Source organism: Blautia coccoides (assembly GCF_034355335.1).
Lineage (GTDB): Bacteria > Bacillota > Clostridia > Lachnospirales > Lachnospiraceae > Blautia > Blautia producta.
Window position 1 is genome coordinate 1570470 of the sequence record NZ_CP136422.1, and the last position, 22694, is coordinate 1593163.

23 protein-coding genes and 2 pseudogenes are annotated in these 22694 nt (G+C 43.9%); 23 read left to right on the forward strand and 2 right to left on the reverse strand.

Annotation, left to right across the window (positions count from 1 at the left end; all coding sequences use genetic code 11):
• Nucleotides 1–241: 241 nt before the first annotated feature.
• The 10 genes and pseudogenes from BLCOC_RS06850 (at nt 242) to BLCOC_RS06890 (ending at nt 5873) form a co-directional block, all read left to right on the forward strand.
• A complete protein-coding gene (locus BLCOC_RS06850; protein WP_242999045.1) occupies nt 242–475 on the forward strand; it encodes a DUF3784 domain-containing protein in 234 nt (77 codons plus the stop codon).
• 73 nt (nt 476–548) lie between these two features.
• The gene (locus BLCOC_RS06855) at nt 549–1361 is read left to right on the forward strand and encodes an acyltransferase domain-containing protein (RefSeq protein ID WP_115624816.1); all 813 of its coding nucleotides are present in this window, start codon (nt 549–551) and stop codon (nt 1359–1361) included.
• 259 nt (nt 1362–1620) lie between these two features.
• Nucleotides 1621–1707, forward strand: coding sequence for a hypothetical protein (locus BLCOC_RS27515; protein ID WP_334293991.1), 87 nt, complete (start codon nt 1621–1623; stop codon nt 1705–1707).
• 39 nt (nt 1708–1746) lie between these two features.
• Entirely contained in the window at nt 1747–1893 is a 147-nt protein-coding gene (locus tag BLCOC_RS06860) for a hypothetical protein (protein ID WP_242999046.1), read from the forward strand.
• Nucleotides 1844–2293 (forward strand): HAD family hydrolase, encoded by a 450-nt coding sequence (locus BLCOC_RS06865; protein WP_242999047.1) that lies wholly within the window; start codon nt 1844–1846, stop codon nt 2291–2293. Before BLCOC_RS06860 ends, BLCOC_RS06865 begins: the two co-directional genes overlap by 50 nt.
• 36 nt (nt 2294–2329) lie before the next feature.
• Nucleotides 2330–2683: pseudogene (locus BLCOC_RS06870) on the forward strand (KilA-N domain-containing protein); the annotation flags it as partial.
• Between the two features lie 369 nt (nt 2684–3052).
• Nucleotides 3053–3604 (forward strand): GNAT family N-acetyltransferase, encoded by a 552-nt coding sequence (locus tag BLCOC_RS06875; protein WP_115624817.1) that lies wholly within the window; start codon nt 3053–3055, stop codon nt 3602–3604.
• 66 nt (nt 3605–3670) lie between these two features.
• Nucleotides 3671–4123, forward strand: a complete 453-nt coding sequence (locus BLCOC_RS06880) for a GNAT family N-acetyltransferase (protein WP_115624818.1) — start codon at nt 3671–3673, stop codon at nt 4121–4123.
• Nucleotides 4124–4398: 275 nt separating this feature from the next.
• Nucleotides 4399–4767 carry a transglycosylase domain-containing protein gene (locus BLCOC_RS06885; RefSeq protein WP_242999048.1) on the forward strand — a complete coding sequence of 123 codons (369 nt, stop codon included), beginning with the start codon at nt 4399–4401 and terminating at the stop codon, nt 4765–4767.
• Nucleotides 4768–5594: 827 nt separating this feature from the next.
• Nucleotides 5595–5873: a hypothetical protein gene (locus tag BLCOC_RS06890; RefSeq protein WP_115624820.1), complete on the forward strand. Its 279-nt coding sequence runs from the start codon at nt 5595–5597 to the stop codon at nt 5871–5873.
• Between the two features lie 207 nt (nt 5874–6080).
• On the opposite strand, the pseudogene BLCOC_RS27520 reads toward BLCOC_RS06890, so the two are convergent.
• Nucleotides 6081–6342, reverse strand: a pseudogene (locus BLCOC_RS27520) (helix-turn-helix domain-containing protein).
• Between the two features lie 604 nt (nt 6343–6946).
• On the opposite strand from BLCOC_RS27520, the gene BLCOC_RS06900 reads away from it, so the two are divergent.
• The 3 genes from BLCOC_RS06900 to BLCOC_RS06910 all read left to right on the forward strand — a co-directional run bounded on the left by BLCOC_RS06900 (nt 6947) and on the right by BLCOC_RS06910 (nt 8565).
• Nucleotides 6947–7267, forward strand: a complete 321-nt coding sequence (locus BLCOC_RS06900; RefSeq protein ID WP_115624821.1) for a DUF5720 family protein — start codon at nt 6947–6949, stop codon at nt 7265–7267.
• 117 nt (nt 7268–7384) lie between these two features.
• The gene (locus BLCOC_RS06905) at nt 7385–8293 is read left to right on the forward strand and encodes a ParM/StbA family protein (RefSeq protein WP_115624822.1); all 909 of its coding nucleotides are present in this window, start codon (nt 7385–7387) and stop codon (nt 8291–8293) included.
• Nucleotides 8290–8565, forward strand: a complete 276-nt coding sequence (locus BLCOC_RS06910; RefSeq protein ID WP_115624823.1) for a plasmid segregation centromere-binding protein ParR — start codon at nt 8290–8292, stop codon at nt 8563–8565. The genes BLCOC_RS06905 and BLCOC_RS06910 overlap by 4 nt, the downstream gene beginning before the upstream one ends.
• Nucleotides 8566–8831: 266 nt before the next feature.
• Here BLCOC_RS06910 and BLCOC_RS06915 read toward each other — a convergent pair whose 3' ends face one another.
• Nucleotides 8832–10046 carry an IS110 family RNA-guided transposase gene (locus BLCOC_RS06915; protein WP_115624824.1) on the reverse strand — a complete coding sequence of 405 codons (1215 nt, stop codon included), beginning with the start codon at nt 10044–10046 and terminating at the stop codon, nt 8832–8834.
• Between the two features lie 285 nt (nt 10047–10331).
• On the opposite strand from BLCOC_RS06915, the gene BLCOC_RS06920 reads away from it, so the two are divergent.
• The 10 genes from BLCOC_RS06920 (at nt 10332) to BLCOC_RS06960 (ending at nt 22688) form a co-directional block, all read left to right on the forward strand.
• Nucleotides 10332–10874 (forward strand): hypothetical protein, encoded by a 543-nt coding sequence (locus BLCOC_RS06920; RefSeq protein WP_115624825.1) that lies wholly within the window; start codon nt 10332–10334, stop codon nt 10872–10874.
• A 53-nt stretch (nt 10875–10927) separates the two neighbouring features.
• Complete coding sequence (dcm, locus tag BLCOC_RS27730) at nt 10928–11731, forward strand: DNA (cytosine-5-)-methyltransferase (protein WP_330412190.1); 804 nt, start codon at nt 10928–10930, stop codon at nt 11729–11731.
• Nucleotides 11686–12258 (forward strand): DNA cytosine methyltransferase, encoded by a 573-nt coding sequence (locus tag BLCOC_RS27735; RefSeq protein ID WP_330412191.1) that lies wholly within the window; start codon nt 11686–11688, stop codon nt 12256–12258. The genes dcm and BLCOC_RS27735 overlap by 46 nt, the downstream gene beginning before the upstream one ends.
• Before the next feature lie 6 nt (nt 12259–12264).
• Nucleotides 12265–13221 carry an amidoligase family protein gene (locus tag BLCOC_RS06930; RefSeq protein ID WP_115624826.1) on the forward strand — a complete coding sequence of 319 codons (957 nt, stop codon included), beginning with the start codon at nt 12265–12267 and terminating at the stop codon, nt 13219–13221.
• Between the two features lie 10 nt (nt 13222–13231).
• On the forward strand, nt 13232–13729 hold the full coding sequence (locus tag BLCOC_RS06935; RefSeq protein ID WP_115624827.1) for a gamma-glutamylcyclotransferase family protein: 498 nt from the start codon (nt 13232–13234) through the stop codon (nt 13727–13729).
• A gap of 77 nt (nt 13730–13806) precedes the next feature.
• Nucleotides 13807–17772 carry a thioester domain-containing protein gene (locus tag BLCOC_RS06940; protein ID WP_242999049.1) on the forward strand — a complete coding sequence of 1322 codons (3966 nt, stop codon included), beginning with the start codon at nt 13807–13809 and terminating at the stop codon, nt 17770–17772.
• Between the two features lie 833 nt (nt 17773–18605).
• The gene (locus BLCOC_RS06945; protein WP_272868254.1) at nt 18606–18740 is read left to right on the forward strand and encodes a hypothetical protein; all 135 of its coding nucleotides are present in this window, start codon (nt 18606–18608) and stop codon (nt 18738–18740) included.
• Between the two features lie 74 nt (nt 18741–18814).
• Nucleotides 18815–18985: a hypothetical protein gene (locus BLCOC_RS06950; protein WP_165907213.1), complete on the forward strand. Its 171-nt coding sequence runs from the start codon at nt 18815–18817 to the stop codon at nt 18983–18985.
• A 22-nt stretch (nt 18986–19007) separates the two neighbouring features.
• On the forward strand, nt 19008–19580 hold the full coding sequence (locus BLCOC_RS06955; RefSeq protein WP_115624830.1) for a hypothetical protein: 573 nt from the start codon (nt 19008–19010) through the stop codon (nt 19578–19580).
• Nucleotides 19581–19796: 216 nt separating this feature from the next.
• Nucleotides 19797–22688: an LPXTG cell wall anchor domain-containing protein gene (locus BLCOC_RS06960; RefSeq protein ID WP_165907214.1), complete on the forward strand. Its 2892-nt coding sequence runs from the start codon at nt 19797–19799 to the stop codon at nt 22686–22688.
• Nucleotides 22689–22694: the final 6 nt, after the last annotated feature.

Here is a 22694-nt window from a genome sequence, read left to right on the forward strand (position 1 = left end):
ATACACGCCGGCGAAATGGATGCGAGACATGGCAATCGATAAAGAACCTGTAAATGAAACAATAGATAAAACTGCGGCACAGTGGAAATGAAAAGCCGCTATATTGCAGAATATTTTATACATCAGTTTTAGAATGTGAGAATGGAACATGGAAAATAAGGATTTGGAGGTGTATTGATATGGTTGGAGCAATTATAGTCGCAGTGATAGGAATTGTATTCATAACACTTGGTTATTTGATGTGGAAAAAATCACTTTACTTCATAGTTATCATTATGAAAAAGTGTCTCCAAGTGATAAAAAGGCTTTTTGTAAAATATCAGGTTGGGGTGTTATCATTATTGGAATTGGTCTTTTGGTGACTGCTATAATAATCGGTATAACAGATTCAGCATTAAGTTTTATCGCTTTTGCATTGGGATTTGTTGTGGGATTGGCGTTGCTGCTTTATGCAGGAGCAAAATATAACCGCTAATAGAGAAGAAAATTCAAGTTTGTAGAAAAGAATAGATCAAAAGATAAACAAGAAGTTAGCGAGGTGGCTATCTATGAGATTGCATGAGCTATATCATTTAATCGGTTTGCAGGATGAAATAATTCAAAAATTAAGAGTTATTTGTGGGGAAATTCATTTAAGCCAGATGGATGAATATTTGGATAAATTGATAGATGGAAAAACAGCAGCGCAGTCCTACGAGGAATTAAAGACAGTATTGGCCGAAAATGAGGATAATTTAAAAATGCTGTATTGCCAATTAGAATGTGCCAGGCGGGTGTTTGACCAGTATCAGAAAAAAAGTATACCCCAAATAGTTTATATGGAAACCATGAAATGTTTTACGAGATTTATTGATGAGTGTAAAAGAAAAAATGGAAGAATGTTTTTTGATCGAGGATGGTGGACTTACCGTCAGCTTAGCATGAAAATATTTCGCATTGGTGAGTTGGAGTATGAATTTAAAGAGTACGAAGGAGAGAATGTTATAGGGATTCATGTGCCGTCAGATTCGAATTTATCTAAGGAGGCTGTTGATAATTCGTTGAAGCAGGCTAACATATTTTTTCACACTTACTATGGCAGTTATCCATATAAAAAATATACCTGCAGTTCATGGTTATTATCCCCGGCATTAGAACCGCTGTTGTCGGAACAATCAAATATACTATCTTTTCAGAAACGTTTTGAAATTATCCATGAGGAGAAAGAGGATAGAGAATATATCGAATGGCTGTTTCAGGTTCCGGTGAATACCGATAATGAAAGCCTGCCAGCAGAAACTAGTTTGCAAAAAAGAGTTAAGGAACTGCTTCTTAATGGAGGAACAGTTGGTTGTGCATACGGTATATTAAATTTCCTGTAGTATAGCTTTTGTAGTGTCTTGACGAAGCTTTGAGAAAAAGTGGAATTGATTTCTACAATTCGATTACTGACAGCCAGAATACAATCCAATGCTGGAAAAATGACAGGGGCTTTAAAGTGATTGTCGACAAAAGAAATAATAATTTTATAGGATTTATAAGCCTGGGAGGTATGAATCGATATGACGGCTATATGGAAATAGAGTATGCTGCCGATGTCAGTACCGAAACAACGGCTACGCAGTGCAAGTGGTGAAAAAGATGCTTGATTATGGATTCAAAGAGATGAATTTATTAGTTATCGCCGCATGGGTGCGGTCACACAATAAGGAAAGTATAAGAGCTTAAAAAAATGCTCATTTACCTTGGAATGTGGAGATAAATTGTATGAAGATACCTAAAATGGTATTGTTTGATTATGGCCAGACATTTATTGCAGAACTGAATTTTGACGGTATAAGGGGAACAGAGGCTGTTTTGCAGTATGCTACAAGAAATAAGTATCATTTGTCGGCAGAGCAGGTGCCAAGCTAAAGCAAATGAAATCAATCGGGAATTCGGGAGATTTGATCCTGAGAAAAGACACTTATTTCAGATAGAGATACCCAATACAATGTTTACGCCCTATCTTTATGAATCGCAGGGAATAGAGATTGCATTAAACAACTCTGAAATTGATACAGTATTTTGGGATGCCGCTGCTCCGAGAATGCCGACAAAGGGTATAAAAGATTTTTTGGTATATTTGAAAAACAAAGGTATCCGCACAGGCGTAATCAGTAATATTTGTTATGCTCCCTCTGTGGTTGCAGAGCGTATCAACAGACTGCTCCCGGAAAATGCTTTTGAATTTATCATTACCTCAAGCAATTATATCTTCCGCAAACCAAACAAAAGGATATTCGATTTGGCTTTGGAGAAAACTGAATTATAGCCGGATGAAGTTTGGTATATAGGTGATCAGCATGAATCCGATATGGTGAGGAAAATTGACAAAGGACCGGCTCTGATAGAAAAATGGTTACGCAACAAGAATACAATAGAATTTCTTGGTATATGGGAAGAAATTTATAATGCAGACTTCAATGTTGCCGCCTATGAAGAAATCATGTTGGAGGCGGGATTAAACCGTTTTATTATGTCGGTTAAACAATGGGTAACCCGTACAAATTCAAGGGGCATTGTGGCAAAGGCAGGACGGTATGGCGGAACATACGCATATAAAGATATTGCGTTTGAGTTTGCAAGCTGGGTATCTCCACAATTCAAATTATATCTGATTAAGGAATTTGAACGGTTAAAGAAAGAAGAACAGGCTCTGCTTATTTGTTACAGATTTTTCTTTCACTTATTTTTACCCTTATAAGAGTTCGTAACATAAAGGAAAAGGATATAACACAAGGGAAAGTCTAAAGGCAAACTCGGGAGTTGAAGGAGTGTGAGGTAAAATGTTTATTCCAAAAAGAGAAACAATGAAAAAAATATATTTTTGGGCCTGTGTGTAGTATTCTGTGTATTAACTTTGATTGGGGCTGTTTTATGCCTTATTGGAAAAGTAGATAATGCAGGGTATGCAATTATACCGATGCTTATAGAATTAGTTTTTAATTTACTATATCGAAACAGTAAAAAAGCGATAGAAGAAAATACAAAGTAATTGTCAAATCGAAAGTTGAAAGGAAAATAAAAGAATATGCTACATTGTGGAACACAAAGATTAGAAACTGAACGATTGATTTTAAGAAGATTCACTAAGGAAGATGCGGTTGCCATGTACAAAAACTGGGCATCCGATGACGAGGTGACAAAATATTTAACATGGCCCACACATTCCAATATTGATGTTAGTAAGTTTGTACTAGAAGAATGGGTAAACTCCTATTCTGATGTAAAGTATTATCAGTGGGCGATTGTTCTAAAAGAAAATGGCGATGAACCTATTGGCTCCATTAGCGTTGTCAAAACGAATGAAGATGTTTCTATGGTACATATCGGATATTGTATTGGAAGAACATGGTGGAAAAAGGGAATCACTTCTGAGGCAATGAAAGCGGTTATGGACTTCTTTTTTGACAAGGTAAATGTAAATCGTATCGAAGCAAGACATGACCCAAGAAATCCAAATTCCGGCAAAGTAATGATGAAATGCGGAATGAAGTATGAAGGAATTCTGCGTAGTTCCGATCGAAACAATCAAGGGATATGCGATGCCAGTTATTATTCAATGTTAAAGTCGGAACGGTAAAATTCCGGTTTAGTGAACTGTTACAGAGACGGAAAAACAGGACTATTTAGAATGAGAGGATTTAAAATGACATTTCGGGAAATAGACAAAACCAATTACTGGGATTGTATGGCATTGACCGTTGATGATAATCAGGTGAAATTTGTTGCAGATAACAAGCTGTCTCTGGTAGAAGCGGCTTACGAGGATGGCCTTTACACCCTGGGAATCTACCACGATGAAACGATGGTTGGCTTTGTGCTCTACGACTATGATGATATGTTACCCGACTGGTCTATGAGCCGCTTTATGATTGGAAAGCAGTTTCAGGGAAAAGGTTATGGAAAGCGAGCTGTGCTGGAATTTCTGGAGTATTTTAAGAACAAGCATAATGCGGACAAACTGTATATCAGTGTGTCTTTGGAAAACACAGTTGCACGCAAAATGTATGCTTCCGTCGGCTTTCAGGAAATCAAAGAGATTGAGTATACATTCTTGGATATGCAATTCAAAGAAATGCAGATGGTAAAGGAAGTGTAGAGGTCATAATAAAACATGAAAAATCGATGGTAGATTTTTCCAGGTGCTGGAGCGGGACTTGTTGTATTTTGCTTATTTTCACCAGATTCATCGGTAAGAACTACAGTCATTATTGTGGGGATTGCTTTAATTTTATTGGATTTTTCAAAAATAAGAATAAGTGATAACTTCGGATTGCCTTTACGGTGTAGTGATTCGGCGGGGAAAAGAAATAGTAACTGTTGCAGTATTGCGTTTTTTTCGGCGTGAAGGGCTACCAGATCTATAAGGAGGTAGTGACAGAAAAGCCAATCAATGAGCGTGTGGAAGAAATCCGTGGCGTGGAAGGGTTTACATCTTATTCCGAACTGCCGCAGTTTTACATAGATGCCACGATATCCGTGGAGGATCACAGGTTTGCAAAACACTGTGGAATAGATTTGATTGCGATTGGACGTGCGGCATGGACAGATATAAGGGCGATATCATTTGTGGAAGGAGGAAGCACTATCACACAGCAGCTTGCGAAGAACATGCTTTTTACACAGGATAAAAAGATTGAGCGAAAAGCGGCAGAGGTTTTTGCGGCATTGGACATGGAATCGAAATATACTAAGGAAGAGATCTTTGAGTTATATGCAAATACAGTTTATTTTGGTGGTTAAATGCACCCCTAAAAATAGGGCGTATATTAAGTATATAAAATAAAAATACGTGGATAAATTGAACCAAATATACAGTGAAAAGTGGAAAGTGTGTATGAAGTCAAAGGAAAAAACAACGGAAGAGATTGTGCTGATCAGATACTATAACGTATTGTTTTATTTATTCTTTAAGGTAGGGATAGATGATTTTAAGAGACAGTGTCTAGTGAAGAGAATCGATTCAGGGGAGTCCATCCGGATAAAGCAGATATAGGACTGTAGCCATCACCAGATTCCATTTAAGACTAGATTTATATTATAGAAAAGACTTTGAAATTAAGGCCAACTTATGGAATTTATATTCTTATCTCCGATTTAGATTTGAAAATAAGAAGAAGTGGATAAATACCAATAGCTTATAAGGTACAATGAGTAAAGATAATACGAGCACGTACTTCTTAGATAGAGTGAAGTATCTGTACGAAATTTCTTAGCAAGATAAAGAACTATAAATTCCAGGCAAAGAGTAAATGCTGTTTATAATTTTCGCCCCAACAACTACTTATTTGGTAGATCTGATGAATGGATATTTTCTAAGTGTTAGGGTATTGTGTAAGAGACAATGATAAACACCAGCCTTCAGGAGAAAGGGAAATGGAAGATAATTTATGGCTTTCAAAATTGTATGAGAATACAAGAAAAGAGAAGGGAAAGAAATCTGTGACAGTGAAAATGATTTCTTTGATTTTACACCATTTCAACATGAGGACCTGCAAGACGAAATCCAAAGTTATCTTTTACATCAGTCATGGCATATGCCTATGAGCAAATTGAGAGAAGAAAAAATAATGATTGAAATTATCGGAGAGTTCTGTAAGGAGAGTAAGCCTTATATGAACTCTCTTGTTGATTATAATTATCATAAACTGATTCAGGACTTCCGGCAATGGTTCACCACTTTGAAAATGGAGAAATTTCCTTCCACTTCAAATGCCCTTGCCTTCCCCGGCGGCAACTGTATTTTTACGGCAACGCCGACAGAGCGTATAACACACTACACTTTGCAAGCAAAGTCGTGTGCGAAGGGGCAAGCCCCTTTGGAAAACCCAGACAACAAAACAGGCTGAATATCTTGCACTTTCCCGGTGCTTGATACTCAGCCTTTATTTGTCGTCAGCAGCCCCGGTTTCGTGGTCTGCGTGTAGTTCCTTGTAAACTGACCTAAGAAGTAATGCAAACGAAAATAATGAGTAGGGGAAAAATTATAAAACATATGGGAAGAAAGAAGGAATAATGCTAAAGAAAAGCCATAGCTTTTATCAAGGAACAGAATGCTATGGCTTTTTCTTATCGTTCCCCTCGATTAGATATTCGTAGGAAACGTGGAATATCTCCGTGAGCGCCTTTAATTCCAAATCTGTAACATATCGTTTGTTCGTTTCAATTCTGGTTATCACATTTTTATCCATATCATAGCCATTTAACTGAAGCTGGCGGGCAAGATCCCTCTGAGACAGATATGTGCTGGCGGCGAAGTTCGATGAGCCTCTGACTGATCAGATTCTTTTCACCAGAGTGTGTCTTAGGCTTTGGCATATCAAAAATCCCTCCTTGCAAAATAGTGTGGACAAATATGTCTCACTTTTTGCACTTTTTCCATTGATTTTACAGGGAAATAAGGATAAAATCGGTTGTAAAAGTGAGACAAAAGGAACTGGGAGGAAAATTTTTAAGGAAGAAATGTCTTTGGAAAGGGGATATTTATGCGTCAAAAGGATATAGAAAAGTTTGCGTTTTTATATTTGCGTGGGGAGAGGGAGCGGAATATTCTGCTTGGGAAAGAAAAGATGACATTTTCTGATCTAGACAGGCTGACTATATTACTAATTTTTTGGATTTGAGCCATTATAACCTTGATATCTGGGATGAATTCTCCGGTCAGTTTCAGAAACAGTTCCGGCTACTGGACAAATTATATGATGCGACTTGTGACATTGTATTGTATGATCTGTCAGAGTGTGATTACCGTCAGCATGAACTATGGCTGATTGACTTTTGTAAAAATGCACCAAGTGATCAGATCCGAGGATGGCTGGAAGAGAATATAAAACAAATTTGTGATGAGAAAAAAATGGGGTATCCCACAGAGGCAGACACCGAATAGGTGCCTGTCTTTTTTTGAGGGGAGGTGAGGAATCAAATGCATATCAGTATCCATGAATTACTGGCAGTAGCAACAGAGTCCGAAGGGATACAGGCAGCCAAAGGGGATGCCATGCTGTGTGAGAAACGGTTTGAAAAGGCAACCCGTCACATGGTGGAATTTATCCTTCTGAAAAAGAATGCCAGACTCGGAGAAAAAGGAGAGTACCACAGATACTTTTTGACAATTGAGGAATACAAAGAAGTGGTACAGATGGAGCAGGAAAAGAGTGTCCGCATTCAGAGACACGCCCTGATCATTGAAGGGAACCTGCACTTCATTCCGCCTCCGGCAGTCAGTCGGGGCGGGGGAAGGTAACTTCTAATAGGCTGGAAAGGAACATGAAATTCCAGCCGCATACATTTCTACACTCCGGGAATGTCTTTCGCCGGAGTTTTCCACAAATACAACAGAATAGAGAAGGGAGTGATCGTTATGGTGATAGGAATCGACCACGGATATTATGCCATTAAGACAAGGCAGGTGTGTTTTCCTACCGGGATCACACGGTATGAGTATGAGCCGTATACCATGCAGAATGTTCTCCAATACCAAGGAAATTATTATGTCTGCGGTACCGGACGCCAGACTCTGGTAAAAGATAAAACCGCCAGTGATAATTATTATCTTTTGACAATGGCAGCACTGGCGCAGGAGATCCGGAAACGGAAAGGCGAAAAAATGACAAAGGTTGTTCTTGCTGCAGGACTTCCGCTGGCAGGATTCGGCAGGGAAAAACAGCATTTCCGGGAGTATCTGTTCCGGAAAGAGCAACCATTACGTTTTCTATATGAAGGGGAGCGTTATGAGATCCAGATTGAAGATGTGAAACTGTTTCCGCAGGGGTACTCGGCGCTGGCTCTATACCCAGAATATCTCAAGGATGAACCATCTGTGTTGCTGATCGACATCGGCGGGTGGACGGTGGATCTGATGAGATTAGATAATGCTGTTCCCAATGCGGCAACCTGCAGGGGTCTGGAGGTGGGTGTCATCCGGTGCAAGGATGAGATCTCGGAGCAGGTGAGAAGAAGCACTGGAATGTCTGTGACGGATATCCAAATTGAGCGTGTCTTAAACGGAAAGTCCTGCAGTATACCGGAAGAGGTCGTGTCTGTGATTCAGTATCAGGGGCGGGTATATATCGAGAAGATTCTGTCTGCGATTACAGAGGCAGGCTTTGATCTGCGGGTGATTCCGTCCGTCTTTATGGGCGGAGGCTCCGTCATTCTAAAGCACCGTGTGACCACAAATGACCGCCTGTGCCGCCCAATCTACCTAACGGACGTCCATGCCAACGCAGCCGGATATGAGCGGATTGTGGGGCAAATGAGGGCGCTGTGAGCCGCCCCGTTTTTTCGTTCCGTCCAAACCTAAATAATCTGGAGCATAACCGGGCATGGGAGATCTTATGCAGTGTTCCGGAAGGACAGAAGAATCAGTATCTCGTGGAAGCTATCTTGAAAAAAGAGGATGGGAAATGGCTGGCAAAAATGGTGAGGGAAGCTGTTCGGGATGGGCTCAAAAGTGGCGGCGCGGAACCTTTTATGAAGCAGGAAGCGGAAGAGATTCCAGATCAGATGATGGAATTTCTCTTTCAGATGGAACAGGAGTGAAGGGGGTGAGGCCTATGAGAGCATAAAATCCGGCATTGTTGTATATGCTTCGTTTTCCATATTGGCGACATGACTTCTTTAGTGGGTATTGTGAATAGCTTTGCATCGTTCTTTGGAGTATGTTGTGTGTAACAAAAAGAAAGCCTGCTAATAAAAAGTCAAGTGTTTTTTGAAGAAAATTTCAAAAAGTCGATTTGATATTTTAGGGCATAACTTTTAAGCCGCCAGAACTGCCGGCTTTGAAAGGGGTGATATAGAAATGGGTGTTACTCTGCCTGCTCCAAGTTCCGCAGGCACTCTTTGACCTTGCCATAATAAATGCGGAGGAACTTATTCGCTCCGGCGGTCATGTAGACATAGTAAGGCTTTCCCTGTGCCCGCTTTTTATCAAGAAAACGATATACCGGATCGTCCTCAGGGGCATTCTGGAGCAGGGTCGTCATGATCTGAAATAAGGTCTTGCGCAGCCTGGCAGAGCCAACTTTTGAAGCCCTGTTGCTCTTGGACTTGTGCTGGCCGGACTCATCCACGCCGGGGTCAACGCCTGCAAAGGCGGTCAGTGCTTCCCTGTGGGTAAATCTGGACACGTCGCCAATCTCAGCGATGAGCTGCGGGCCATAAGTCTTCCCAACGCCATACATGCCCATCACGGTGCTGTATTCAGGAAGGGTGGATGCCAGCGCATTCATTTCCTGACGGAGACGTTCCACATGTCCGGAAGCAAGGTTTAACTGCTGGATGCTTTGCTGGATCGACAGCTTATAGGTCTTCTCTTTTGGAAAGACAGCAACCAATTCCTTTGAGGCATTGAACAGTTTTTCGGGCTTGTCCGGCTGGAAGATGTAGTGGTGTTTCTTGCAGAAAGCCTTGTAGCGCTCTGTAAAGGTTTTTAACCCAATCTTGCGGACACAGTCCACATGCCAGAAAGAATAAGTATAATCAACCCATTTTTCGCTTCCGTCCTCACGGGGCGGGCTGTCAAAGAGTTTGTTTACACCGGGATAAGTATTATCCAACAGTGCAATCAGGTTTGCTTTTGCGGCAACCTTCTGCTTCATAAAGAAGCTGAATTGAGAGTTTAAAGTTTTTAACTGAGTACGTGTATTGTCCATACCTGAATATTGGCGCAATTCTGCCCAGTTGTCAAGAGTATAGCGTGCAATCCTGCGGGCATCTGCCGGGTCAGATTTGACCTTGCGCAGGGAGTTGTTGCCGAAGTTTTTGATCAGGTGGGGATTCACAACGGAAACGAATAATCCGGCTTCGTACAGAGCCTTAAGCATGGGCTCATGGTATCTGCCCGTACATTCCATAACGATTTTGGTTAGGCCCTCTAATGAACCAAGGTAATGTGCAAGTTCAATGAGATTCTGGGAAGTATGGGAAACATCGAAAGGTTTGCGGATTACAGTGCCGCCAGGCTGCAGGACTGCGACGGTGCTCTTGCCTTTTGAAACATCAATCCCTACTGCGTTGTACATTCTACGTACCTCCAAAAGTGAATTTGCATGGATTCCAGCATTCCTCATTGCTGATTCAATCTCCTGGGGTATCAAACGAACGTGGAGTGATAGTTCAACCTGCATAAATCGAACGGCTGCAATGACAGGCTGGCTGACTGGCTTTCGTACGGACGCTAATGGTCCAAGGAGAACTCTGTCAGACCGATGCCTAATCATTATACAGCTTAAACAATGAGAGGATTAAGTCCCAACTGGCTGTTGGGTACTGAAACCCTACACTTATATATTAGGAGGAGAACGCTTATGGCAGAGATGAAGAACATATGCGGAAAGATCCCGCTTGAACTGCATGAAAAGGTAAGAGCGGAGATCGAACTCAATGAAAGCAGCACACAAGTATTTATCCAGCAGGTGATTGAAGAACACTTTAACAGACTGGAAGGAAAAGGAGAACTGAGCATGGAAAAAAGAACATTAGCAGTACAGGTAAGCGAGGAATTGTTCCAGAAGGTGAAATGGGCAATCGCAAAAGAAGGAATGAAACAGAAAGATTTTATCATTCGGATCATAGAAAAAGCGATAAAAGAAATCGAAGCCAAGTGGCAGGAAATCGAAAATCAGGATGTGGATGAACTGCCAGAGAGCGAAGAGACAGAGACTGCAGAAGCTGAGGAATATGAGCCAGAAGAGGGAATCGGTGAAGAGGAAGAGATGACGGAACCGGAAGAAGAAACCGGTGAAGAGGAAGGGACGACAGAGCCGATGGAGAGTCTGGAAGATACAGAGGAAGAAGCGGAGACTGAATCTTCTGAAACAGAGGACGCAGATCTGGAAGAAACAGCATAATGCCGGGAACAGAAAGACACTTATTATACAAATGATGAAACAAAGCAGGCGGTATGGAACACCATACCGTCTTTCTTTGTCAGCAAAGGAGGTTGATAGCCGCAACCATTCGATTTTTTGATTTATTCAGCGGAATCTGGGGATTCCGTGAAGGTCTCAGACGGGCAGGAGGCTTTACCTGTGTCGGACACTGCGAGGTGGATATTTATGCGGATGAGAACTACCGATTGCTGTTCGATACGGAAGGGGAGTGGTTTTGCAATGACGCAAGAAACATTGAGACTGAACGAATGCCAGACTTTGATCGATTGTGCGCAGGATTTCCTTGCCAAGCATTCTCTATTGCCGGGAAGCGAGAAGGATTTGCAGATGTCAGAGGAACTCTCTTCTTTGAGATTGCCCGATTGGTTACAGACAAGCGACCTGCGTATTTTATCCTTGAAAACGTACCCGGATTGTTATCGCATGACAAAGGGCGGACGTTTCACACCATCCTCAGTACGCTATCTGAGCTGGGGTATCATATGGAATGGAAAGTGCTTAACAGCAAGGATTTCGGAGTTCTCCAGTCAAGGAAGAAGGTGTATATTGTCGGATATCTTGATGGAAGATGTGCCGGAAAAATATTACCTTTCCCAGAAACAAATGGAGCAGCTCTTATACAAGTCCAAGAAGGAAGGCAGGGAGAGCGAAACTATCGCCCGGAAGGGTTAAGCTGTACTTTGACTTCCGGAGCTGGGGCGTTGGTGGTAAAACCGGATTATATGAAGTGGGTGTTCCGATCAAAGAGAATACTCGACAAGGATATAAGATGGCATATCCAGGGGACAGCATTGCTCTTGGATATGCAGGCATGAATACCCGGAGGGGGCGTGTCGGGCGGCAGATTGCCCATACCATTACTACTGGCATCCAGCAGGGAACGCTCCATTTTGTAGATCTGTCTCCGCCGCCTCTTGTGACAGAGCATTGCAGGTGTTTGAATACGAGACCAAATTCCACTTTTCATAATCACAAAGGGGAATGTTCGGGAGTATTGAAAGAAACAGGCACCAGAGCAGTCCTTACGCCAGCCAAGTCTGAAATAAGGCAGAATGGACGGAGGATGAAAGAGCCAGATGAGCCGATGTTTACCATCACGGCAACAGACAGGCATGGTGTAATCTACCGGGGGAGAATCCGGAAGTTAGTGCCAAGAGAGTGTCTGCGCTTGCAGGGATATTATGGCTGGCAGATTGATTTGATGGAGCAGGATACCTCAGACAGCCAGTTATATAAGCAGGCAAGAAATGGTGTTACGATTCCGGTGATTGAGGCAATTGGAAAACTTTTGCGGCAAGCAGACCATCAGAACAAGATGGAAGATGTTGCATCGCAGAGGTAAGGGAAGATGGCAATCGGAATCCAGAACCAATACTTTGGTACAGAAATTGAGATGACAGGAATCACCAGAGAAAATGCAGCCCGCACAGTTGGAGAATTGTTTCAATCAGAACCGTATTATCGAAACTCTTATCGTTCATGGTGTGTGAAAGACGGGGAAGGAAAAGAATGGAAATTCTCATATGATTCCAGCATCCGGACAGAGCGCAGAGTTAGAGGAAGGATGGAGTGGGCAGATGAAGCATATAGTACCGAAATCGTGAGTCCAAAATTGGAATATGCGGAAATGGGGAAACAGCAGGAGGTTGTCCGGTGTTTGAGAAAGCATGGGGGCAGGGTAAATACATCCTGCGGTATGCATGTTCATGTTGATGCAACGAATCATACACCTCGGAGCCTGAAGAATGCGTTGACGATTATGTATGCCAAAGAGGATATCTTATTTAAAGCATTGAAAGTTCAGACAACAAGGGAACAAGACTATTGTCAAAAGGTGCGCCTGACTGTGTTGGAAAAGATCAGGAGAATGCCAAACAGTACCATTTCTATGGAGAAACTGAAACGGGCATGGTATGAAGGGGGAGATGGAAGCTATGACCATTATAACTGGACCCGGTATTATGCCTTGAATCTCCATGCAGTGTTCTCTAAAGGAACATTGGAATGGCGCTGTTTTGAAAGTACCCTTCATGCCGGGAAAGTGCGGGCCAATATCACCCTTGCACTTGCCATATCTGCGCAGGCCATCAATCAGAGGTGCACCCAGATGCGCAAAACCGAGATTTCAGAGAATCCCTGTTTCACGTTCCGCACATTCTTGCTACGCCTTGGATTGATCGGACCGGAATATAAAAATGTCCGGGAACATTTGCTTGCCAATCTGGAAAGTGACAGGGCGTGGAGATATGACAGAAGTAATTATCAATGCCTGCAGAGAAATCAGAGGGCAAGGGATGCCCGGTAGGAGGTGAGAGATGAAAGAGAGATATTATTTTGCTTATGGCAGCATTATGAACTTAGACCAGATGGCGTTTCGATGTCCAGAGGCAGACCTAGTGGAAAATGTCCGGCTGGAAGGATACCGACTGACGTTTTGCGGAAGGAATCCGGAGAGTGGCGTTGCTACGATCCTGCCGGAAGAAGGAAGCCATGTGGATGGGGTGTTGTGGAAGATCACACCGGAGTGTGAACGAAACTTGGATTATTATGAGGGATATCCGCATCTGTATGGAAAAGAGAGCATATGCGTGAAAAATAGAAATGGTGTAGAACGTAAGGTGATGGTTTACACCATGAATGCACCTTATAAGGATCAGCCGGCCATCCCATCCAATTTTTATCTGACAGGGATTTTGGAAGGCTGCTATCAAAATGAACTGCCGAGGAAACCTGTGACCGATGCCGTGAGGCGTACCAGAAAAGAGGTCAAAGAACAGAATCGAAGTCCTCGTAAAAAAGAATATATAAGATAACAGACCGCAGGGAATTTCTCTGCGGTCTTTCTGTGAAAAAATGTCAGACGCTCGAAACGAGCAGAAAGGAGAACACGATGAAGATTAGAAAATTAAAGACAAGGATTGCTGTATTTGGACTTGCCATGTTAATGGGGCTCAGTCCGATGAGCAGTGTTATGGATGTTTTTGCGGCAGAAGAACCCGTACCGGAACTTCAGGAAACGGAACTGTTGGCAGAAACAGAGGCTGTAGAACCGCAGTCGGAGGAAGAAACCAGAAAGGTGACAGCAGAGGATATCACGAAAGAGGTATCCGATGAGGAATTTATGGTGGAAACCTGTATGGAAGGAATCCATTATGATGCCGAGAAAGAGGATGTGACACTGGAAAGCATTGAAAGAGAAGGTGGCGGTGCGTATCATCCAGATCAGGCAGGTACTTATATTGCGACTTATTTCGTTGTACCGAAGGATGCAAAAGACAGCTATACCGTTACCCGGAAAGTGGTATTGACAGATAGTGAAGGTCAGGCACATACCGAGGAAAATGGCGGACAGAAGCAGAAAGAGGATACAGAATCCGAAGAGGATTCGGACTCGCCTGTGCAGGCTTTCGCAGAGGTAGAGATCACTGCTTCTGACGATACGACTGCACAGGCATTGGCAGAACTGGAAGAAGATATTGCATCCGGGAATGTGGTGCTGTTTTCCGGTGCAGACCGTGTGGCAGGAGCCAGAGCATCGGTTCATTTGGAGAAGGGGGAAACCATTTATTATCCAAGTTATATTGGGAATTATCTGACCTGCTGGTTTACCGTGAACGGTAAGACGGCATACTGTCTGGAGTCCCATAAAGCATCTCCGCCAAGCGGAGATTATGTAGCACAGGTACTGGACAGCAATAAGAACCTACAGAAAGTTTTATATTATGGCTATGGCGGTGCAGGAGATATTACAGGAAGTTATCTTTCCGGAAAGAGTGCAGAAGAAAAGTATGTCTATACACACATTGCAGCCAGCTATGCTTATGCAGGGGATGCAGGATTTACAGGCTGTAACTATGATGACTTGGTCAATGCTGGAGTGATCGCATATATCAACCATCTGTTTGGAATGGAAGAACCGCCAAAAGGAGAGCTGTCTCTGTCAAAGACATCTGTGAAAGCTGTCTGTAATGGCAATGTACAGAAAACACCAGACATCAAGTTATCCGGGGATCATAGAAACTTTGTGACCGTTTCCGTTCCAAAGCATGTGACCATCCATAACCCGAGTAAAGGCACCTCTGCAACGGATGGGAAATTAAAGATCTATGGCGGAGATACGTTTTATCTGACTGCCGATATGCTCCATACCGGAACTTATGCATCCGGTCAGCTTCATGGTTCCGTAGGAGAGACATGGAGAACGCTGGTACTCACAATCGGAAACGCTGACCAAGATATTGGTGTGTTTGAATCAGAACGTGCCAACCCGGTCAGTTTTGAAGTAAAATGGCTGGAGATGACAAGGATCGAGCTCACTAAAAAAGATGCAAAGACCAAGAATCCGCTGGATGGTGCAGTATACGGAATCTATACGGACAGCAAATGTGAGCATCTGTTAATGGAGATGCCTGTGACCGGAGAAGATGGCAAAGCAGTGAGCGATTACTTTGAGGCTGCATTAAAGACAGTATATGTTAAAGAGATCAAAGCGCCAGATATGTATGCAGAAAGTACAGATGTTCATAAAGTAGATGTGGTTGCAGGAAAGACTGTCAGTATTACGACAACCGATGACAGAGTGACGGGAATTGTGCATATTAAAAATATTGATAAGGAAACACAGGATTTTCTTCCACAGGGTGACAGCGCATTGGCAGGAGCTGTTTATAGTTTGTATGCAAATGAAGATATTGTCCACCCGGATGGGAAAACAGGGGTTGTGTTCAAAAAAGATAGCCTTATTGCTCAGGGAGTCATCAAAGCAGATGGTACACTGGATTTCTCCGAATTGTATCTGGCACAGATGTATGTAAAAGAGATTACACCGCCGGAAGGATATACAGTCGATGGGACAAAATACGATGCCACGCTTTCCTATGAAGGACAGAAGGTGACAGAGGTTACCCGTGACTTAACGGTAAAAGAGCAGGTGAAGAAACAGGCATTCCAGCTCATTAAGATCAGTGAGGACGGAGAACAGACAGAAACCGATCTTGTAGCAGGTGCCGGATTTAAGGTTTATCTGGTGAGCAGCCTGTCTAAGGTTCAGAGCGGGGAATTAAAGCCGTCCAATGGGGAGCAGTTCACAGCAGAAGATTTCCGTGGATATGATTTTAGTAACGAGCAGGTGGCTGTAACTTATACGGATGGAAAGGCAGTTCCAATTCCGGAGCTTATCACAGATTCCAAAGGTTATACCATCAGCCCGGAACTTCCGTATGGTCTTTATGTTGTAGAGGAAAGTGCTGTTCCAGAGAACTTAAAAGCCATAGATCCATTCCTTGTCCGTGTGGATGAGGACCGCAGAGAGCCAATGCAGTGGCGGATCTTTGATGACCGCCCGTTTGAATTTCTGTTAAAGATTATAAAGAAAGATGCCCAGACTGGAAATACCGTTTTGAAAGCCGGAGCATCCTATAAGATTTATGACATGGAAAAAGAGGAATATGTAGAGCAGGTGATACAGTATCCGAAAAAGGAAAAGATCAGTGTCTTTACGACCAATGAAGAGGGGTATCTGGTAACACCGGAGGAACTCAAATGTTCTGCATACCGTATCGAAGAAGTAAAAGCACCGGAAGGATTCGTAAGACAGGGAAATGAAATGTCCTTAGTAGACAATGACACGACCATCCCGGTACTGGAACTTTCTAATCAGGGAATCTATCAGGAGAATCCAAAAGACAGTATTGTGATCACCATATCCTCCAATACCGCACACCAGATCGATCCCGATACCGGAGCCATCATTGTGGAAGTGGAACAGCCAAATGATGAACAGGTAGGAAGCCTTACCCTGACTAAGACCGGGAAACCAACCTGTGGGAGCGCTTTCTGCATTTCTATGGAAATTGAAAGAAAGAGACGGACAGCCCTGAAAATAGAGGCTGTGTTTCCTTCTGCTAAAGTTAGGGCAAGAAAAAACATTCCGCATCTATTTACCGGGGTTATGTCAAATGAGATAATGAAAAGCACCCCTCACAGAAGGGACACGCTAAAGGAGGAAATCATCATGAAAAATATAGAAATGCGTGAACGAATGGACGATTACCTGGAAAGTTTGGAACTGGCGGAGCGCTGCGGCGCTACCATCATCCAGTATAAACGGGAGGCACTCTCGTTCCTGGAATGGACTGGGGAGAAAATCACCAAGGAAGTGGTGATTCGCTATAAGAACAAGCTGAAGGACGAGTATAAGCCTGCCACGGTGAATGTGAAGCTGGCAGCGCTGAACAGCTTCTTCACCTTTCTGGATCGGCTGGAACTGAAAGTTAAGCAGCTGAAGATTCAGCGGCAGGCATACTGCTCCCAGGAGAAAGAGCTGACCCAGGCTGAATATGAAAGGCTGGTGAAAGCGGCAAAGGATCAGGGGAATGAAAAGCTGGCATTCCTGATCCAGACCATTTGCGCCACGGGCATCCGGGTCTCGGAGCTGAAGTTTATCACCGTGGAGGCGGTGGAGACCGGTGAAGCCCACGTCCGGCTCAAGGGTAAGAACCGCACTATCCTGCTTCCCGGCAAGCTGTGCAAGTTACTGCGGAAATTTATCAGGACGCAGCATATCCAGAGAGGCCCAGTGTTTGTGTCTAGAACCGGGCAACCTCTGGACCGTTCTAATATCTGGCGGATGATGAAGAACCTCTGCGAGAGCGCCGGGGTGGACCCGAAGAAGGTATTTCCCCACAACCTGCGCCATCTATTTGCCAGGAAGTTCTACTCCATTGACCACGACATTGCCAAGCTGGCGGATATTTTGGGTCACAGTAGTATCAACACCACCCGGATCTACATCATCACCACCAGCCGAGAACACCAACGGCAGCTCGACCGGATGTCCCTTGTCCTGATGGAATAAAAAAGCGCAGCCTGTAAAGCCACGCATTAAACGTTTTGTCATAAACCAGATAGGCTACATAAGGGCACGCCTACTTAGTACATACTTCATTATAAATGTCCAGCCCCTCGCAGTCAATATACCGATTTGATTTTTTACCAAAATTTCGGGGCAAATCCTGGCTTTAGGGCGCAGAAAGCCAACCCTCCTGGATACCATTTTGGGGAATATGACTGGAGGGCGGATTTTTGCGTCCATTTTCCTCCGCAGGTAGTGCGGAGGATGGTTTGTCTGCTCTTGTCGGCGATATATAGATAAGTATCTGACTTCTTTTGCCTGGGTAAAAACCCGCATAAGGTTTCTAACGGTTCCCATAACAACAGAACGTTTATTATTTTATTATTTGATTGAAACACAGCTATAAGGAAGCGCATCTGGGAGGAAGGAGGGATTCCGTAATGTCTCAAATGGTAGCACAGACCCGGGAAACGTGGGAAAAGGCAGATCCGGAGAAGCGGGGGGTGTCAGACGCAGGACGCCTACCGGTGTTGCCTGAACTGACTTTACGAGTACCTCCCGGATGGAAAGACCATCCGCACCGGGGTCATCAACGCATGGAAGCGGGATCTTGCAGAATCCGGTGATTTTGTGAACGGCTCCATAGAACTGTACTGTAGCGCCGCCAACATGTTCTTGGATTGGTGCGGGCGGGAAGAACTGCTGAACTATGCAGATCGGAGTGGCTGTTTCCACGAGCCGGTGTTTGTGTCGAGAAACTAATCCCTCCTAGATCGTTCCCACATCTATCGGTATATCCGGAATTTCAGTCTGGAGGACCAGGTAGAGGAGAAAAAATGTACGCCCCAGTGTCTGATCCATCTGTGCAGGCAGACGAGGGAAGACATCTGACAGAACGTGGCGCTTTTGAAAGACAGATGTACGAGCGGCTGGTGGAAAAGGAACAAGATACATTCGGCTGGCCGGGATGAAAAAGCTGTCCATGCAGAACAACAAATATTAAAGAAAGGAACGAACAATGGATATGGTTCGGGAGAAAATGGTCATGAAGAAACTCTATGAGAGCCTGGCATTTATTATGGAACGCTTTAACGCGGGCGAGATGATCTGCTCCACCCCGGATTCGGAATTCTGTAAAAGGTTTCTCCAGGAGGCAAAGGGAGCCCCCGACGATAACCCAGGCCGAAGGTGGGGGATTATCTCCGACAAACCATAGAAACGGAAAGAAAGGCGAAGAAATGGCAATGGAAACTATGAACACCTGCGAGGATATATTAGATAAGGTAACAGTACACTCTCACGATGCAGATTATCTGCTGGGGCTGGATATACAGGGCGGGAAACCATATGGTGTTAAGCTGTTTGACCTTGTATCCTGTGAGACCGAGGATTGGGGCAGCCTGGACGAGGCTCTGCTGTGGATGGACCGGCAGATGGACCGGCGGCGTCATCCACATGCAGGTATGGAGTGTCGCAGCTTTGATCCGGAAGATACAGATCGCCGTCGGGCAGAGGGCAAAGTCCGGCATCAAGCGTGGCTGGAGGGGAGGCCGGATCCGTACCTTCCCAAACGTCCGGAACCGGCGGATATACCGAAGTTTCCAAAGGGATGCGCAGTATTCCGCATCCGTATCCTGTACCGCCAGCACGGCAGCTGGCAGGGCGAAGTGGTTCAGATGCGGCGAAAGACTCCGAAGAAAGCGCATTTCCGCAGCGCACTGGAGCTTTTGTACCTGCTCCACTCCGCCCTCCCGGACGGGGTTCCCTCCCCGGAGCAGAAAATCGGGCAGGAGCATAAGGAGCGACCCTAAGAGAAAAGAAGAAATGGAACATGACAGACAAGGAATTCCGGTGTTTAAGCTGGAGAGAGCTAATGGAGATTATATATGAGGAGGATTATGGAGAGAAAAAGGAAGGAGAACAAGAGGTGGCGAAGAACAGCCGCATTGTTAGCAGCCGTCTTGTTGATGTCATCGGTTGATACGATATCCTGGGCAGCAGAAACCGGGGGACAGGAGACCGTGGAGATGCCGGACTCGACAACAAGCACTGCGGAAGAAGGCGAGACTAAAGAACCGGAAGACATTTCAAATGAACCGGGAGATACAGGTGAATCGTCAGACGAGACAACAAAGATGCCGGATGCCGGAACAGAGAATATCCAGCCGGGAGAGGACGAGAAGGAGTTGACGGACCCGTCAGCAGACACTGCCGAGGAAGGCGAGTCTGAAGAACCAGAAAATAGTTCAAATGAACAAAAAGATACAGGTGAAGCAGCGGACGAGACAGAGAGTGAAGCAGCAAAGCTATTTGCTGCCCCGCGGGCAGTAACCAGTGTTAATTTGCATGAGGTTGGAGTGGGATACCCTCAGGAGCATTATCCATTTTCTCCAATTGCGTCGATGAAAGCGGATGTTGACGTCGGCGATAAATTAACGAAAACAAGTGATGCCGTACTCCAGGCAATGTTGGATGCGGATGTTGCCAGTGGTTTAAGTGAAAAGATGTATTCTTATTCCCTTCCGGTATCACATCGGAATAAGCAGGAGCGCTTTGATGCCGAGGCAGGTGTTTCCATGACCTATCACAATGTGGGAGCTTATGGTGGAAAAGAGATTGACTTGAAGGTGAGTCTGACTGCCTATGAAAATACCAGCAAACAGCATACCTGCAATGGACAGAATATAGCTGCCGGTGTGTTCTTTAGAACGAATAAGCTGGATTTCTATACGATTGGTATTGAATGGGCACAGTTTAAATTTGAATTCTTTGATCAGAGTGGTAATCCTGTGCTGATCAGGGGAACAGGAACACTGTATGATCTGGATTATGGACAGAAATTCACAGCAGATGATGGTATTGATTATGCATTTGTTACGAGGAACAATGGGAACCATCTGAAATATACAAAGACAGCGGATGATTTACTTCAGGATAATCTGATTGTAAGTTCGGAAATGGGATTGGATAATGACAGTCCGCTCAATATACCGAACGGCTGCGTCACGCTGGCATACAAGGACAAAAGCAGCTTTACCGTTTCTTTCGGAGTTCCGGAGAAAACTTACACCACGCTTTCTTCGGTAGCAAGTACATTTGGGCTGTCCGGAACCTATTCCGTGATAGATACCATAACGTTGGAAGATCCGGTCAAGTCTGTATCAACCACCGATATTACGAACCAGAAAACCTTTATTTATACGATTACGCAGAAAATTCCTAAATTTAATCAGTCGGATAATTATTTTGAAAATTTCGAGATAAGAGATATTATTGAAGATTGTCTGGAAGTGGTGCCATACAATGATGGTGATTATTGTCATGTAAGAGCGAGAACGTTGGATGGGTTGCTTTATGGAACAGTAACAGATGAATTTTCCTGTACAACAACCAATTCGGAAGCGGAAATTATTATACAAGCAAAAAATGTAAAATCGCCCGATTTTTACGGGTATGAGTATGAATTTAGCTTTAAGGTACGCCTGAAACAAGGCTATAACCTGAAAGATTGGCTGGATAAGGATGTTAATGACGCGACAGCTACTACCGCTATTTATAAAATACCAAATACGGCAGTCAGACACACGAAATACCAAAATGAAAATGAGAAAACCAAAAAAACAAATACAGTATATGTGCAAGGCGAGCTCAAGAAGGAGTTTTTCTATAAAGGAGATGCGTACAAGAATGTGATTACGGGGGGGATGACAGCCAGGGATCCGGTATTTACCGTTTACTCGGATGAGGCGTGTCAGAATGTGATAGGAAAATCCTCTTATAATCGTGGTACTGGTCTTATCAGATTGCCTTTTCTGCCTCTTGCAACTTCAACCGGAGATGTGACTTATTATATGAAAGAAACGGTTCAGCCTACCGGTTATGTGCCAAACGCTACGGTCTATCTTATCACCCAGAAAGCTAACAATGGAGAGATTAAGATCAATGGAGATGGATATGAAAGTGCAAAAGAAGGGGAATCTCACGGAATAGTTAAAAACAAGGCGCCGATAATAACCAAAAGTTCGCAAACAGATAAAAATGTAAAGAAAGGTCAGGACATTTGGTACATACTTTTCCTTACTAATCCGGGGAATACAAATATTTTGGTTGATGTAGTGGATGCTCTTCCGCCGGAGGTAAAGGGCAAGGAATATAAAATTAATGAGGTCGTACAGGAAGGAACATGGCCGGGAAGACTTAATCAGCTTGAGCTTCCGGCCGGTACCGCTAACAAAGTGAAAATCAGTATCTGTGCAGAGGTCATAAAAGATTTCAGTATGACGGATAAAGAGGATAACATTATTCGTAATCGTGCGTCTATGATCTATGACGGCAAAACATTTGAGACAGAGGAAGTTGTGCATTACCTGGCTCCTAATCCGAATTATACGCTTAAAAAGGAGAGGATTACACAGCCGCCAAATGGGCAGGAAGGATTTTTTGCCGGCAGTATAACACCGATTGAGTACAGGGCGACATTGACCAATACCGGAGATATCCCATTGAAAATCAATATAAGCGATGTATTTACTTCAGCGCAGTATTTTGAATTTGTGGGCAGTAATGTCCAAAATAATATCGATCTTCCGGTAGGAGCAAGCACAACGGTTACATTTAAAGCAAAGATTCTGTCCGGGGCGAAGCCGAGTATATTGACAGCAAGTCCAGCCGGATATTTGAATACGGTGACTGCCACGGGGGAAGGAAGTTATACGGACCCCGAGACGGGTGAAACCCAAAAAGTCTCTATCGAAAAAAAGGCAACTGCAAAGACGCCGGTAGTCGCGTTGCCGGAATACACGCTTCCTGATGCAGGAGGTATGGGAACTTATTGGTTTACAACTGGAGGCGTCATTCTTATGGCGGCAGCACTCTTACTGTTAAAGAAAAACAGAGGTAAGAGGATACTTCAGCGGTAAAATAAA

Excerpts from the sequence above, each read along its gene's own strand:
- dcm (WP_330412190.1), top strand. The coding sequence starts at position 10,928 with ATGGAACACCATACCGTCTTTCTTTGTCAGCAAAGGAGGTTGATAGCC.
- BLCOC_RS27515 (WP_334293991.1), top strand. The coding sequence starts at position 1,621 with ATGCTTGATTATGGATTCAAAGAGATGAATTTATTAGTTATCGCCGCA.
- BLCOC_RS06915 (WP_115624824.1), bottom strand. The coding sequence starts at position 10,046 with ATGTACAACGCAGTAGGGATTGATGTTTCAAAAGGCAAGAGCACCGTC.
- BLCOC_RS06905 (WP_115624822.1), top strand. The coding sequence starts at position 7,385 with ATGGTGATAGGAATCGACCACGGATATTATGCCATTAAGACAAGGCAG.
- BLCOC_RS06935 (WP_115624827.1), top strand. The coding sequence starts at position 13,232 with ATGAAAGAGAGATATTATTTTGCTTATGGCAGCATTATGAACTTAGAC.
- BLCOC_RS06960 (WP_165907214.1), top strand. The coding sequence starts at position 19,797 with ATGCCGGACTCGACAACAAGCACTGCGGAAGAAGGCGAGACTAAAGAA.
- BLCOC_RS06950 (WP_165907213.1), top strand. The coding sequence starts at position 18,815 with ATGAAGAAACTCTATGAGAGCCTGGCATTTATTATGGAACGCTTTAAC.
- BLCOC_RS06945 (WP_272868254.1), top strand. The coding sequence starts at position 18,606 with ATGTACGCCCCAGTGTCTGATCCATCTGTGCAGGCAGACGAGGGAAGA.
- BLCOC_RS06890 (WP_115624820.1), top strand. The coding sequence starts at position 5,595 with ATGATTGAAATTATCGGAGAGTTCTGTAAGGAGAGTAAGCCTTATATG.
- BLCOC_RS27735 (WP_330412191.1), top strand. The coding sequence starts at position 11,686 with ATGGCATATCCAGGGGACAGCATTGCTCTTGGATATGCAGGCATGAAT.
- BLCOC_RS06940 (WP_242999049.1), top strand. The coding sequence starts at position 13,807 with ATGAAGATTAGAAAATTAAAGACAAGGATTGCTGTATTTGGACTTGCC.
- BLCOC_RS06955 (WP_115624830.1), top strand. The coding sequence starts at position 19,008 with ATGGCAATGGAAACTATGAACACCTGCGAGGATATATTAGATAAGGTA.
- BLCOC_RS06880 (WP_115624818.1), top strand. The coding sequence starts at position 3,671 with ATGACATTTCGGGAAATAGACAAAACCAATTACTGGGATTGTATGGCA.
- BLCOC_RS06900 (WP_115624821.1), top strand. The coding sequence starts at position 6,947 with ATGCATATCAGTATCCATGAATTACTGGCAGTAGCAACAGAGTCCGAA.
- BLCOC_RS06920 (WP_115624825.1), top strand. The coding sequence starts at position 10,332 with ATGGCAGAGATGAAGAACATATGCGGAAAGATCCCGCTTGAACTGCAT.
- BLCOC_RS06860 (WP_242999046.1), top strand. The coding sequence starts at position 1,747 with ATGAAGATACCTAAAATGGTATTGTTTGATTATGGCCAGACATTTATT.
- BLCOC_RS06930 (WP_115624826.1), top strand. The coding sequence starts at position 12,265 with ATGGCAATCGGAATCCAGAACCAATACTTTGGTACAGAAATTGAGATG.
- BLCOC_RS06855 (WP_115624816.1), top strand. The coding sequence starts at position 549 with ATGAGATTGCATGAGCTATATCATTTAATCGGTTTGCAGGATGAAATA.
- BLCOC_RS06865 (WP_242999047.1), top strand. The coding sequence starts at position 1,844 with ATGCTACAAGAAATAAGTATCATTTGTCGGCAGAGCAGGTGCCAAGCT.
- BLCOC_RS06875 (WP_115624817.1), top strand. The coding sequence starts at position 3,053 with ATGCTACATTGTGGAACACAAAGATTAGAAACTGAACGATTGATTTTA.